The organism is Marinococcus sp. LNHM5E3-2.1 (genome assembly GCF_056034365.1).
Window position 1 is genome coordinate 113047 of the sequence record NZ_JBQLIB010000001.1, and the last position, 12729, is coordinate 125775.

The following is a 12729-nucleotide window of genomic DNA, read 5'->3' on the forward strand; positions in this document are numbered from 1 at the left end:
TTCCATTGAGTTCATCTGCTGTAGAACAACTGCCAAAACGCGAAGAAATCAGTGAACAGTATAAATGGAATTTAGAGGATATTTTTTCAAGCAATGAAGAATGGGAAGAAGAATTTAAACACATTCAAAGCATGATTCCGGCAATCGAGTCATATAAAGGACGCCTCGGAGATTCGGGTCATATGCTGTATGAAGCCCTGCAGCAGCAGGATAAAATTACAGAGCGGTTCAGCCGTTTATTTGTTTATGCGCATATGCGTTATGATCAGAATACAAACGAATCGCTGTATCAGGGAATGGAGGACCGTGCAAGAAGACTGGCCAGCCAGCTCGGACAGGCAACGGCTTTTCTCGTGCCTGAAATCCTGACTATTCCTGAAAAAACGATTAAAGCATTTTATGAGGAAGAGCCGGAGCTCCGGTTATACGAACACGCACTTGATGCGATCAATAAAGAACGTCCGCATGTTTTGACAGAATCAGAAGAAGCACTGCTTGCCCAGGCTTCTGAAGTGATGGCTGTACCTGGAAATACTTTTGGCATGCTCAATAATGCAGATCTGGAGTTTCCGTCCATAAAGGATGAGAACGGAAATGATGCCCAGGTGACCCACGGGCGCCTGCTTAACTTTTTGGAAAGCGACAACCGTCGTGTGCGGGAAGAAGCTTTTAAGGCTGTATACAGCACATACAGCAGGTTTAAAAATACTATTTCAAGCACGCTTGGCGGACAGGTGAAAAAGAATACGTTTAATGCAAGTATTCGTAAGTACCGTTCAGCCAGAGAAGCTGCGCTAAGCAATAATCATATTCCGGAAAAGGTTTATGACCAGCTTGTTTCGACCGTTCATGATTACCTGCCGCTGCTCCACCGTTACGTAAAGCTGCGTAAGCAGGTGCTTGAACTTGATGAGATTCATAACTATGACCTGTATACCCCGCTTGTTAAAGATATTGATATGAAAATGACGTACGAGGAAGCAAAAGAAACCGTTCTCGAAGCACTGCAGCCGTTGGGAAAAGAATATACAGAAACGATTGCCGGCGGATTTGAAAAAGGCTGGGTGGACGTTTATGAAAACGTTGGGAAACGGAGTGGAGCCTATTCCTCCGGGGCATATGGAACAATGCCATACATTTTGATGAACTGGCAGGACAGTATAAACAATGTGTATACGCTGGCCCATGAACTCGGGCATTCAATGCACAGCTATCTGACTCATCAAAATCAGCCGTACCCTTATGCTGATTACACCATCTTCGTGGCGGAGGTAGCTTCTACTGTCAATGAAGCACTGCTTACCCGTCACTTACTGGCAAAAACGACAAGCAAAACAGAAAAAGCGTATTTATTGAATCAGTACCTCGAAGGATTCCGGGGCACAGTATTCCGCCAGACGATGTTTGCTGAGTTTGAGCAGTTAATTCATGAAAAGGCAGAAGCAGGGGAAGCACTGACTCCGGATCTGCTGAATGCTCTTTATTATGAGTTGAATGAACAGTATTTCGGGCCTCATATGACACTCGATGATGATATTGCGCTGGAATGGGCAAGAATCCCTCACTTTTATATGAACTTTTATGTATATCAGTATGCCACCGGCTACAGCGCTGCTGCTGCTTTGTCCCAACAGATCACAGAGGAAGGGGAGCCTGCAGTGGAACGCTACCTGCAGTTTCTGAAATCCGGCAGTTCGGATTATCCAATCGAGGTTCTGAAAAAAGCAGGGGTCGATATGACTACTTCTAAGCCGATTGAACTGGCCATGAAGTCGTTTGAGGATACCTTGAATGAACTGGAAGAACTGCTGCTTCAATAAAAAAATCCGCGGAGATGTAAAGCATCTCCGCGGATTTTTATTTTTTTAGGTAAAGGAAGATACATACTCCCAGTAGGCCCCATTCTTTAGTGGGACATGCTTCATCTTTCTCATCAGCAGAAGCTGCTTCAGCTGCTTTTCAGCCTCTTTTTCACTCCAGTCGAATACAACAGAAACTTCTTTCGTCGTAATTCGCGGATAGCGGGAAAGAAACTTTTCAAGCGTTAATGAGTGAGAAGGCTCCGGCACATGTCCTAGCATGTCGGAGAGGATTTCTTCGTAAACCTGGTAGGGATACAGCCCGGAAACCTTCAGTCCTCCATCCTCAACATGATCGTTAAAGAAAACGAATGTTGGCGCCTGATCGACCTCCATTTCACGGGAGGTCCTGATATCACAATTCAGGGCTTTCCGGGTACAGGCAGAATGTATATCGCGCTGAAATTCTTCAATGTCCAGTCCGGTCGCTTCCGCGATCTGGACAAGCGTTTGTTCCGTGGAGATGTCCCGGCCATGCAGAAATAAATTCTCTCTGATATTCCGAAAAAAAACCGAAGCCAGCTGCTTTCCCTGCATTTCCGCTGCTTTCATGGCTAGTGCAGGAATGTAGGCAGAAGGAGCAGAGTGCTTCAGCCACACGCTTCCATCTGCCGGCATACCGGTCCGGGTGGCCACTTCCTCATAAAACAGGGCCATTTCTTTTTTCATCTCTTCTTTCACTGGCTTTTGTGTCTCTTCACTCCAGCATTCAATGTTTGAAGTGAGCAGAAGCTTTGGCGTGAAATAGTGGCCGTATTCAATGAGCAGCTTTTTTAATACAGGTTCAAATGCCCAGCACTCCGGGCATAATGGATCCATAAAAATATATAATTCAAGCGGCTTTTTCGATAAATGTGTGTCGGTAGACTGCGGCAGACTGCAGGAACCGGAACTGTCATCACAAAAAGAAAAATGCTCGTTGCCCATGACCAGTTCACGCTCCTTTCGTTATGAATTTTCTTCGGTAGTATTTATCATGTGCTGTGCTGTCACCACAAGCCGCTGAAACATTTCCTGTCTAACGTCATTGTCCATGTTGATTTCTTCCATCGCTTCATCCATGCATAACAGCCAGGCTTTCGCTCGTGTTTCCGTAATTGGAAACGGGAGATGGCGGGCCCGCAGACGTGGGTGGCCATGTTCTTCTGTATACAAAGGCGGACCGCCTAAAAATTGTGTCATAAACTGCTTTTGTTTACGGGCAGTTTCTGTAAGGTCTTCCGGAAAAATAGGAGCCAGATCCGGATGATCGCCAACCTTTCTGTAAAACGTATCAATAAGTTCAGAAAGTTTTTCTTCGCCAAGCTTATCAAAGCTGGATTTAAAACCTGTCATTGTAAACCTCCGGAACAACGTTTTAACGTTTATGCTTACAAAGACAGAGCAATAGCGCCAAACGCAATTATTATATTTCAGTTTTTATTCTAGCAATGAGACCCGGCAACCGCAAATATTTTGAATGGCAAATGGCTGCCGGGGCAAAAAAACAACCCCGAAGACGGGATTGTTTTTTCATGCTATACAAGATCCTGATAGTTGGCAAGCACATTTGGTACGTATTTTTGGGTTTCTTTAAACGGTGGAATACCATCATATTTATCAACATTACCCGGGCCGGCGTTATAAGCGGCAAGGGCCAGCGTTTTATTGCCATTGTATTTATCGAGCATGTCTCTTAAATAGCGAATACCTCCGTCAAGGTTTTGTTCAGGGTCCATCGGGTCTTTTACTTTCAGCATAGAAGCAGTGCCCGGCATCAGCTGCATCAGCCCCATAGCGCCCGCATGGCTTTTAGCGTTTGGATTAAAGCCGGATTCCTGCTTTACCAGTGCGCGGACAAGTTTACTGTCTACCCCGTATTTTTCCGATAAACGCTCAATCGTCTGCACAACGCCCGAGCCTGAAGCCTGTTTAGATGAAGAAGGGTTTTCAGAGGCAGCAGCGGTTTCCTTTTTTACTTCTTTTGCGGCAGACTCAGCCGGATTACTGGATGCTTCGTCACCCAAATGACTGAAATAGCTGCTTGCGCTCACCGGGTTTAAGAACAACGAAGAAGAGACCGGACTGAAGCCGCTACTGTTCTGTTCGGCCATGATAGCCTGGGTTGATTTCAAAGAATCGTATAAAAAAGAACCGAAACGGCCGGCAGCAGAAGCTGTCTGCGAAGGAACGGACGGCTGGCTGCTTCCGGCAGCTGCATTGGTTGAAGATGGGAAAAGAGAGGAAGAAATCGTCAAAAAAATTCACCCCACTAATAAAATTCAGATAAGAAAAATATACCAGTATTTCAAATGAAGAACAATGTGCGTATGTTACTGTTTTTAATCCTGCTGCCGGCTGCGTTGGAAAAGTCGTTCAATTTTGTTCGGTGTGCTGCGGAGAGGAAATTGATGTTTGTCTGCCAGTTCATTCATCCAGGCATAAACCTCTTTTTCACTCGGTCCTTCTATTTCGAGCTCATAATCTGTGATCCCTAAATAATGACTCCGGTCAAAAAAGATTTCTCCTGTACGAAAGGTCTGGGAGGCCCGGTAGGTGGTCAGTGTGCCTATACTTTCAACGCGCACGGAACCAATCAGTGCCTGAAGACGTCCGGAGACGTCACCGGCAGGCAGTGTTCCGGCTGTGATAGCCTCCTGAGCCTCCTGTGCTGTGACAGTCTGATTCCATTCAGTGAGCCCTTCCGGAGCCGGCTCTTTCAATGTCAGGGTGTATGAGTCGCCCCGCTCGCGTATACGCAAAGCGGATTTGCGGGAACGAAGGTCGAAGCTTTCAGTATCAAAATATGTATTTTTTTGCGAAGAAAAATCATTTTCCTGAATCGCGAAGTCAGCTGTAAGAGAGGCAAATTCCTGCTCCGTCAAAAGGTTCTTCGCTTCAATTTCCTGTTCTTTCGCCACGGAGAATCATCCTTTCTAATACCGAATTACTGGAAAAACGCTATGCATTATCTTATCATATGGTTTGCGCTCTGTCTGTTTACATAAGTTATGATAAAATTAGATACAGATAAGAAACGCATACTTGCCCTGTTTTGGAGGAATTATGACATGCAGCATATATTGACTGTGAATCATTACGAAGAAGACAATGACTCATTAATGATGTATCCGGTGGAAGAGTGGCCGGAAAAAGAATGGCAGAAATTAAGCGACGGCGGACAGATGCTCGCAGATTCCGATGCTCTCACGCTTGTTTATGTACTGGATATGGAGGACGAATTTGTGCAGCTCCGTATTCCAAAAAGAGTATGGCCCCTTTTGAAAAAGGCTTACGATAATGGAAAGCATGTCTATGTAAAAAGCGGAAGTGCCCTCCATTTAGAAAACTTTCATGAAGAAATTGAATATTTAATGGATAATGTGCCTGGAAACGGGAATTACGGTACTGAAATGGTATCTGCATTTGAAGAAGCATTCAACGTATAACCTCATAATAATGTAAATGAGTGGTGGTAAACCATGAGTAACTGGCAGACATTTCTTTCGCCATACATGCAGGCGGTAGAGGAAATAAAGGTGAAATTAAAAGGATTAAGAGAGCAGTACCAGATGTCTTCGCAGCACACTCCGATTGAGTTTGTTACCGGGAGGGTCAAGCCGGTAACGAGCATTCTTGATAAAGCCCAGCGCAAAGATATTCCGCTCGATGAAATCGACACGAAAATGCAGGACATTGCCGGTATTCGTATCGTCTGCCAATTTGTCGGTGACATTGATACCATTGTGGATTTGATGCGGACAAGACAGGATTTTGAGGTTTTGGAGGAGCGGGATTACATTAAGGAAAAAAAAGAGAGTGGCTACCGATCTTTTCACATGGTCGTTTCCTATCCTGTGCATACGATTGACGGCCGCAAAGACGTGCTTACAGAAATTCAGGTGCGGACAATGGCGATGAATTTCTGGGCGACTATTGAACATTCTTTAAACTACAAGTACAGCGGTGAAATTCCGGAGGATATTAAGCACCGGCTGCAGCGCGCTGCAGAAGCTGCATTTCAGCTCGATGAAGAAATGTCTAAAATAAAAGGCGAGGTACGGGAAGCGCAGCGTATCTATATGCAAAATAGGGAAAGTGAGGGTCCAAATACATGAGTATCCCGTCCACCGATGAAAACATGCGATACAACGTTACGTCCCGCGGAGACGACACCTCCAACGAAATCAGGGACAAAGTGCTTTCCTATCTGAATGAATTCGGCCTGATCCATGACGAAGTCCATCCTGATATTGTGATCACTGTGGGGGGCGACGGCACGCTGCTGCAGGCGTTCCATCATTATTATGAATCACTTGAAGATGTATGCTTTGTAGGTATACATACCGGCCACCTCGGTTTTTATGCAGACTGGCAGCCGGAAGAAGTGGAAAAGCTGGTGATTCATCTTGCAAAAACGCCCTTCCAGGTAGTAGAGTACCCGCTGCTTGAAGTAATTGTCCGCTATAATGAACATACGAGGTTCGAACGGTACTTAGCCTTAAATGAATGTATGGTAAAAACGCTCGAAGGGTCTCTCGTATGCAATGTAGATATTAAAGGCGATCATTTTGAAACGTTTCGCGGAGACGGCCTATGTATTTCCACGCCTTCCGGAAGCACGGCGTATAACAAATCACTGGGCGGGGCGATTCTGCACCCTTCCTTATCAAGTATTCAAATATCCGAAATGGCAAGCATTAATAACCGGGTTTACCGGACGATCGGCTCGCCTTTAATTCTGCCGCAGCACCATACCTGTCTTCTGCGCCCGGTGAACGATGTGGACATGCAGATTACTATTGACCATATCACTCTTGTCGACCAGGGGATTGAGTCCATTCAGTACCGGGTGGCAGAAGAAAAAGTGCGATTCGCCCGCTTCCGTCCGTTTCCTTTCTGGAAGCGCGTGAAAGAATCGTTTATCGGAGAATAAAAGAATGAGGACAATTACATGGAGCGTGCCTGCCGGGGCAGAAAACCTGGAGGTAAAAAGATTTTTGAGCCAGTACAAAGATGTCTCACGGCGAGTATGGAAAAAAGTAGATACACTCCCCATGTATATAAATGGGAAAGCAAGCCGGGGAAATGACCGGTTAAGCGCCGGGGATGAGCTGCAGATAAGCATCCCGTCAGGAACCGTTCCTGCTCATTTTAAAGAGTCCCAGGAGCAGCTGGAAGTGCTCTATGAAGACAAAGACGTTATAGTAATCAACAAGCCTGCGGGCCTGCCAACCATTCCCGGAAGAGCAGCAGGAGAGGAATCACTGGCAGGGAGACTGGCTGGTTATCTGCGAAACAAGGGCATACAGTCTGCCATTCATCCTGTTTCAAGGCTCGACCGCGGAACAAGCGGTATCGTTCCTTTTGCCCGTCATGCATATGCCCACTCCCGCATGGAAAAACATATGAATGCCGGAGCGAAAGAGTATATCGGGATCGTTGAAGGCAGATGGCCGAGGGCATTCACGCGTATAGATGTTCCGATCCGCCCGAGTACGACCAGTCTGGTGGAACAGGTGGCAGCACCGGACGGAAAAAGAGCTGTGACAACCGCAGAGGTGATTGAAATACTGCCTGAACACACAGTCTTAAAGTTTGGGCTGGAAACCGGCCGGACGCATCAGATCCGGGTGCATGCTTCTGCGTCCGGTTTTCCACTTGCCGGTGATACGCTGTATGGAAATAGAAATGAATACTTGAACAGGCAGGCATTGCACGCCTGCCGTCTGACTTTCTTTCATCCGGTACAGGAAACAATGATCAACATTACGGCTCCGCACCCTGAAGATATTAATGATTTTCTGGCTGCTCATCGGCTGAAGGTATTTAAGTGATCCGGCTGCAGCGGCAGAGTGGAAGGGACCTCAACGAATTCATGTTCCGGGTAACGGTAGGCGGTAAGCTTGTTTCCAAATGAACAGCCTGTATCAATATTTAAAGTCCGGCCGACGAGCCGGGCTTTCCATACAGGGGTGTGGCCGTAAATGATGAAAGGCCTGCCGCGGTAAGCGGGAGCCCAGTCTATACGCTCAGGTTCGCGCCTGGCGTTTAGCTTTGTCGGGCCGTACAAAACTACATTCCGGGTTCTGCGGTCCGTTCGGCCGATCAGACTTTCCTGCATGCCGCCATGGGAAGCAAGAGCGTTTCCGTTGTCGAACAGCTGGTACAGCGGTGCCTGCTCAAACAAGTCCATAAACTTCTGTTTTATCTCCTGTCGCTCACCCGGGAGAAGTGCTTCCCACTCCTGGATGGTTTTTTCAAGCCCGTGACCTACCTGGACCGGGCGCCCCAAAAACCAGCGGTACAGTTTGTCACAATGGTTTCCAGGCAGATACAGGGCGTTTCCGCTTTTAACCATTTGGTCTGTTATACGGATGACATCTATAGAATTTGGCCCGCGGTCTGTGATGTCGCCAACGATTACAAGCTGACGGCCGCCGGGATGCATGTAATTTTGATTATGATCATAGCCGAGTACTGAAAGCATTTCGGTCATTTCGTACGCACAGCCGTGAATGTCGCTGATAAAGTCAAAGTGTCTGTTCACTCAGACCTCTCCCTTCTGAAAAAATATAACGGCTATTGGACAGCCCGGCGGTTCAATGATATAAAGGTAAAGAAATTATTTGATATTGATACAATCATATCTAAAGGAGAGACAACGATGCAATTATCACTTGAAGGAAAAACATTTGTCGTGATGGGTGTTGCCAATAAAAGAAGCATAGCCTGGGGAGCAGCGGAAAGCCTGGCAGAGGCAGGAGCTGATTTAGTATTTACATACGGACAGCAGCGCACTGAAAAAAGTGTCAGAAAATTGGCGGATTCGCTGGATCAGAAAGAACCACTCGTCGTTCAGTGTGATGTCACCAACGATGAGCAGATCCGCGAATGCTTTGCAAAAATTAAAGAAGAAGCGGGAACCATTCACGGCGTCGTTCATTCCCTGGCTTATGCGAAAAGAGAAGAGCTCGAGGGCGAATACCTAAATGCTACGCGTGAAGGATTTTTACTGGCCCAGGAAATCAGTGCATATTCCTTCACTGCAGTTGCAAAGGCTGTAAAAGAGTTTGATTTAATGACAGAAGGAGGCTCTTTTGTTACGATGAGCTACCTTGGGGCAGAGCGGATCGTGAAAAATTATAACGTCATGGGCGTAGCGAAAGCTTCTCTGGAGGCAAGTACGCGTTATTTGGCAAACGATTTGGGTGCAGACGACATAAGAGTCAATGCAATCTCGGCCGGTCCGATTCGTACGCTGGCAGCTAAAGGCGTATCCGGCTTTAACGACACCATCAAGGCGATGGAGGAGCATGCCCCTCTGCGGCGTACAGTTACCCAAAAAGAGGTCGGGGACACCACTGCCTTTCTGATGAGCGGAATGTCGAGTGGAATTACAGGGGAAGTTATCCATGTCGACGGAGGCTATCACGCATACGGCATGTAAATCAGATCTGCAGGAACATGGTGGTGAAAGATGAAAGTAATTAAAGGGTTAAACAATAACGTTGTGATTGCAGAACACGAGGACTACGGGGAAGTTATTCTTACCGGGCGGGGCATTGGTTTTTCCAAGCGCCCGGGAGACCTCATTGATGCTGGAGCGCCGGAAAAGTTTTTCATACTGAAAAATGAAAATGAACAGACGCAGTACCGACAGTTAATCGAGCACATCGATGAGACGTTTATCGCCTGTATTACAGAAATTCTGCAGGTGCTTGAAGCAGAGTGGGCGGAAACGTTCGAAGAACACATTCATGTGGCGTTAACGGATCACCTCAGCTTTGCACTTGAGAGAACAAAAAAAGGTCTCACAATCAGCAACCCGTTTTTAAAAGAAACCCAGCTTGCTTATGAAAAAGAGTACCGTGCGGCCGGATGGATCATAGATGAAATTGAACAATGGACAGGGGTGCGGCTTCCAGAAGAGGAAAAAGGGTTTATTGCCCTGCACCTGCACGGGGGAGTAACGAGAACACCGCTTGACCAGGTGAACGCTTATACGCGGCTTGTAAAAGATATGACAGTAATGGTGGAGCGGGCTCTCGATATTCAGCTGTCACCGGAAGATTTAGATCACCGCCGGCTGTTCCGTCATCTGCAGCAGGCTGTCGCAAGGGTAAGAAACGGTGAGTTCGAAGAGGCGTCTGAGCCATTAAAAAAAATGTTGCAGGCAGAGTACCCCTTCTGCTATAATTTGGCCTGGAAGCTCATACGAACGATGCAGCGTGCTTTGCAGACGACGATACCAGAAGGCGAAGCCGTTTATTTAACCATTCACCTGCAAAGGCTTTCATCGAAACGAAATAATTGATCTAGTGTTCCGTGTTACTGGTAAAGCAGGCATGAGAGAATGCTGATCGCGTTTGAACCAAAGGGAGAAGAACCAGCTTCTTTTCTCTTTGTGACCTCGCGATTAGTGTATCTCTCATGCCTTTTTTTATGCACTGAGACCTGTGGTCAGTGATGAGTCTTCCAAAAAATAATTAGGAGAGATACATATGTGGAAACAGTCATTTGGAGTACTTCAACGTATCGGGCGCGCCCTGATGCTTCCGGTTGCCCTTCTTCCAGCGGCCGGTCTGCTTCTTGCTATCGGTACCGCCATGCAGGAAGAGCAAATGATCGAATTGCTGCCATTTCTGACTTCTGCTCCAGCAGAATTAATTGCCGAGCTGATGTCGGAAGCCGGTGGGGTAGTATTTGATAATTTAGCGGTATTATTTGCAGTCGGTGTAGCACTCGGTCTGGCAGGAGACGGAGTAGCAGCTCTTGCAGCACTGATCGGGTTTATGATTATAAACGTTACGATGAGCGTGCTATTAAGTGTTAATACAGATATGCTTGAAGAGCCGGGCTACGCGTCAGTGCTTGGTATTCCCACACTTCAGACAGGGGTGTTTGGGGGAATAATTGCCGGTATATTAGGAGCAGTGATGTACCAGCGCTTTTATAATATTAATCTGCCAACCTACTTAGGATTTTTCGCAGGGAAAAGATTTGTACCGATTGCTACCGCTGTGGGCGGTCTGGTTATCGGTGCTGCTTTGACCCTGGCATGGCCCCCGATTCAGAGCGGATTGAATTCCCTGTCGCTCTATGTGACAGAATCAAACCAAACGCTTTCCGCATTTATTTTCGGCGTAATGGAACGTTCACTCGTACCATTCGGCCTGCATCACATTTTCTATTCCCCGTTCTGGTTCGAATTTGGAAGCTATGTAAACGATGCAGGAGAAACGGTCAATGGAGATCAGCGGATTTTCTTTGAACAGATGAAAGACGGAGTGCCTTTTACTGCCGGAACATTCATGACTGGGAAATTCCCATTCATGATGTTCGGTCTGCCGGCTGCGGCTCTCGCAATTTACCACTGCGCCCGTCCGGAAAATAAAAAGATGGTCGCAGGTATTATGGGTTCAGCGGCATTGACTTCGTTTCTGACAGGTATTACCGAGCCGCTTGAGTTCAGCTTCTTGTTTGTAGCACCGCTTTTGTTTGCGATTCACGCTATTTTTGCCGGATTTTCATTTATGATTATGCAGCTGCTTGATGTCAAAATTGGCATGACCTTCTCCGGAGGCGTTATCGACTTTATGCTCTTCGGCATCGTGCCAAACCGGACGGAATGGTGGCTCGTTATTCCGGTGGGACTATGCTTTGCGTTAATTTATTACTTCGGATTCCGGTTTGCTATTCAAAAGTTCAACCTGATGACCCCGGGGCGTGAAGCAGCCACAGAAGGAGCCGCTGGAATGTCTGGTGCAGCTTCTGACGATGAACTGCCAAGAGAAATCATTGCTGCGTTTGGCGGTCAGGAAAACTTAAAGCATCTGGACGCCTGCATTACAAGACTTCGGATCACAGTCAATGAAAAAGATAAAGTGAATAAAGATCAGCTTAAAGCACTGGGCGCTTCCGGAGTAATGGAAGTCGGCAATAACGTTCAGGCGATTTTTGGTCCTAAATCAGATGCGATTAAGTCCCAGATGCAGGACGTTATTGCTGGAAAAACGCCTGAACCAATAGCAGAAAAAGAAACGGCTGCTACTGCAATGAACACTGCTTCTGCTGAAGATATCCAGGCCATGTCCATTACAAGTCCAGCCTCCGGACGGCTGATCCGTATCGATGAAGTGGAGGATGAAGTGTTTTCCGGAAAAATGATGGGAGACGGATTTGCAATTGTGCCGGAAGAAGGCATCTTTCATGCGCCTGCCGACGGCACTATTACTACAGTGTTCCCGACGAAACACGCTGTAGGGATGCAGACCGATGAAGGTACAGAGATTCTCATTCACATCGGTCTGGATACGGTTAATATGAAAGGTGAAGGCTTCGAAGTCTTTGTGACAGAAAACGATAAGGTGAAGCAGGGAGATGTACTAGTTAAAGCTGACCTTGAGAAAATCCGTCAGGAAGCAGCTTCTACAACTACACCCGTAGTGTTCACCAATCTGGATAAAGAATATACTGTCAGTGTAGAGAGTGGAAAAACGGTTCGGGCAGAGGAAGACGGTATTATTACGATTAAATAACCGTTTCCGGTGCTTAATATATGGAAAAAAGGGTAAAGAATACTAGTGATCATTTTTTCTTCAATCCATCATTGTAAACAGTGGAGGAGGGTCTGAGCATGGCACTGGTAGTTCCATATATTAATGCATCGGCTGTTAATTATGCCAACCGTCAACAGCCGCCGGTGAAGCCGGGAGTACGCCGTATTCAGCGGGTGCAGCCCGTAGAGCCGAAAAGATATTCGAGTGAGCAGCAGGACGTCTATCGGTCACTCGAAAAAAGGTATGAGCGTATTTTAGAAGAAGAAAATAAAAAAGGGCGGCGCATTCATACGCTTGCCTGAGAGAGCTGCCTTCCGGCAGTTCTCTTT

Annotated in this window: 14 protein-coding genes; 9 read left to right on the forward strand and 5 right to left on the reverse strand. The window is 46.8% G+C overall.

The window, feature by feature from the left end; translation table 11 throughout:
• Nucleotides 1-5 precede the first annotated feature (5 nt).
• The gene (pepF, locus tag ACTRXH_RS00590; protein WP_474279179.1) at nt 6-1820 is read left to right on the forward strand and encodes an oligoendopeptidase F; all 1815 of its coding nucleotides are present in this window, start codon (nt 6-8) and stop codon (nt 1818-1820) included.
• A gap of 45 nt (nt 1821-1865) precedes the next feature.
• Here pepF and ACTRXH_RS00595 read toward each other — a convergent pair whose 3' ends face one another.
• The 4 genes from ACTRXH_RS00595 to ACTRXH_RS00610 form a co-directional block, all read right to left on the reverse strand.
• Nucleotides 1866-2786, reverse strand: a complete 921-nt coding sequence (locus ACTRXH_RS00595; protein WP_474280020.1) for a ClpXP adapter SpxH family protein — start codon at nt 2784-2786, stop codon at nt 1866-1868.
• A gap of 21 nt (nt 2787-2807) precedes the next feature.
• Nucleotides 2808-3194 (reverse strand): globin domain-containing protein, encoded by a 387-nt coding sequence (locus tag ACTRXH_RS00600; RefSeq protein WP_474280022.1) that lies wholly within the window; start codon nt 3192-3194, stop codon nt 2808-2810.
• Nucleotides 3195-3376: 182 nt separating this feature from the next.
• Entirely contained in the window at nt 3377-4096 is a 720-nt protein-coding gene (locus ACTRXH_RS00605; RefSeq protein ID WP_474280024.1) for a lytic transglycosylase domain-containing protein, read from the reverse strand.
• Nucleotides 4097-4180: 84 nt separating this feature from the next.
• A complete protein-coding gene (locus tag ACTRXH_RS00610) occupies nt 4181-4759 on the reverse strand; it encodes a CYTH domain-containing protein (RefSeq protein ID WP_474280026.1) in 579 nt (192 codons plus the stop codon).
• Between the two features lie 150 nt (nt 4760-4909).
• On the opposite strand from ACTRXH_RS00610, the gene ACTRXH_RS00615 reads away from it, so the two are divergent.
• The 4 genes from ACTRXH_RS00615 to ACTRXH_RS00630 are packed head-to-tail and all read left to right on the forward strand — an operon-like array spanning nt 4910 to nt 7675.
• On the forward strand, nt 4910-5287 hold the full coding sequence (locus ACTRXH_RS00615; RefSeq protein ID WP_474262049.1) for a UPF0738 family protein: 378 nt from the start codon (nt 4910-4912) through the stop codon (nt 5285-5287).
• 33 nt (nt 5288-5320) lie between these two features.
• Entirely contained in the window at nt 5321-5956 is a 636-nt protein-coding gene (yjbM, locus tag ACTRXH_RS00620; protein ID WP_474262050.1) for a GTP diphosphokinase, read from the forward strand.
• A gap of 23 nt (nt 5957-5979) precedes the next feature.
• Complete coding sequence (locus tag ACTRXH_RS00625) at nt 5980-6774, forward strand: NAD kinase (RefSeq protein WP_474262075.1); 795 nt, start codon at nt 5980-5982, stop codon at nt 6772-6774.
• Between the two features lie 4 nt (nt 6775-6778).
• Nucleotides 6779-7675, forward strand: a complete 897-nt coding sequence (locus tag ACTRXH_RS00630) for an RluA family pseudouridine synthase (protein WP_474280028.1) — start codon at nt 6779-6781, stop codon at nt 7673-7675.
• On the opposite strand, the gene prpE is transcribed toward ACTRXH_RS00630, so the two are convergent.
• Nucleotides 7651-8388, reverse strand: a complete 738-nt coding sequence (gene prpE, locus ACTRXH_RS00635; protein WP_474280030.1) for a bis(5'-nucleosyl)-tetraphosphatase PrpE — start codon at nt 8386-8388, stop codon at nt 7651-7653. The genes ACTRXH_RS00630 and prpE overlap by 25 nt on opposite strands.
• Before the next feature lie 117 nt (nt 8389-8505).
• Between prpE and fabI the strand changes: the two genes are divergently transcribed.
• The 4 genes from fabI to ACTRXH_RS00655 all read left to right on the forward strand — a co-directional run bounded on the left by fabI (nt 8506) and on the right by ACTRXH_RS00655 (nt 12702).
• Nucleotides 8506-9288 (forward strand): enoyl-ACP reductase FabI, encoded by a 783-nt coding sequence (gene fabI, locus ACTRXH_RS00640; RefSeq protein ID WP_474279169.1) that lies wholly within the window; start codon nt 8506-8508, stop codon nt 9286-9288.
• 30 nt (nt 9289-9318) lie between these two features.
• The gene (glcT, locus tag ACTRXH_RS00645) at nt 9319-10155 is read left to right on the forward strand and encodes a glucose PTS transporter transcription antiterminator GlcT (protein WP_474280033.1); all 837 of its coding nucleotides are present in this window, start codon (nt 9319-9321) and stop codon (nt 10153-10155) included.
• Nucleotides 10156-10342: 187 nt separating this feature from the next.
• Nucleotides 10343-12379: a glucose-specific PTS transporter subunit IIBC gene (gene ptsG / locus ACTRXH_RS00650; protein ID WP_474262056.1), complete on the forward strand. Its 2037-nt coding sequence runs from the start codon at nt 10343-10345 to the stop codon at nt 12377-12379.
• A gap of 98 nt (nt 12380-12477) precedes the next feature.
• A complete protein-coding gene (locus tag ACTRXH_RS00655) occupies nt 12478-12702 on the forward strand; it encodes a hypothetical protein (protein WP_474262057.1) in 225 nt (74 codons plus the stop codon).
• Nucleotides 12703-12729: the final 27 nt, after the last annotated feature.

What these genes read in the sequence shown, in the direction of transcription:
- ACTRXH_RS00595 (WP_474280020.1), bottom strand. Translation starts at nt 2,786, where the DNA reads ATGGGCAACGAGCATTTTTCTTTTTGTGATGACAGTTCCGGTTCCTGC.
- ACTRXH_RS00615 (WP_474262049.1), top strand. Translation starts at nt 4,910, where the DNA reads ATGCAGCATATATTGACTGTGAATCATTACGAAGAAGACAATGACTCA.
- ptsG (WP_474262056.1), top strand. Translation starts at nt 10,343, where the DNA reads ATGTGGAAACAGTCATTTGGAGTACTTCAACGTATCGGGCGCGCCCTG.
- ACTRXH_RS00655 (WP_474262057.1), top strand. Translation starts at nt 12,478, where the DNA reads ATGGCACTGGTAGTTCCATATATTAATGCATCGGCTGTTAATTATGCC.
- yjbM (WP_474262050.1), top strand. Translation starts at nt 5,321, where the DNA reads ATGAGTAACTGGCAGACATTTCTTTCGCCATACATGCAGGCGGTAGAG.
- fabI (WP_474279169.1), top strand. Translation starts at nt 8,506, where the DNA reads ATGCAATTATCACTTGAAGGAAAAACATTTGTCGTGATGGGTGTTGCC.
- ACTRXH_RS00630 (WP_474280028.1), top strand. Translation starts at nt 6,779, where the DNA reads ATGAGGACAATTACATGGAGCGTGCCTGCCGGGGCAGAAAACCTGGAG.
- ACTRXH_RS00625 (WP_474262075.1), top strand. Translation starts at nt 5,980, where the DNA reads ATGCGATACAACGTTACGTCCCGCGGAGACGACACCTCCAACGAAATC.
- ACTRXH_RS00600 (WP_474280022.1), bottom strand. Translation starts at nt 3,194, where the DNA reads ATGACAGGTTTTAAATCCAGCTTTGATAAGCTTGGCGAAGAAAAACTT.
- glcT (WP_474280033.1), top strand. Translation starts at nt 9,319, where the DNA reads ATGAAAGTAATTAAAGGGTTAAACAATAACGTTGTGATTGCAGAACAC.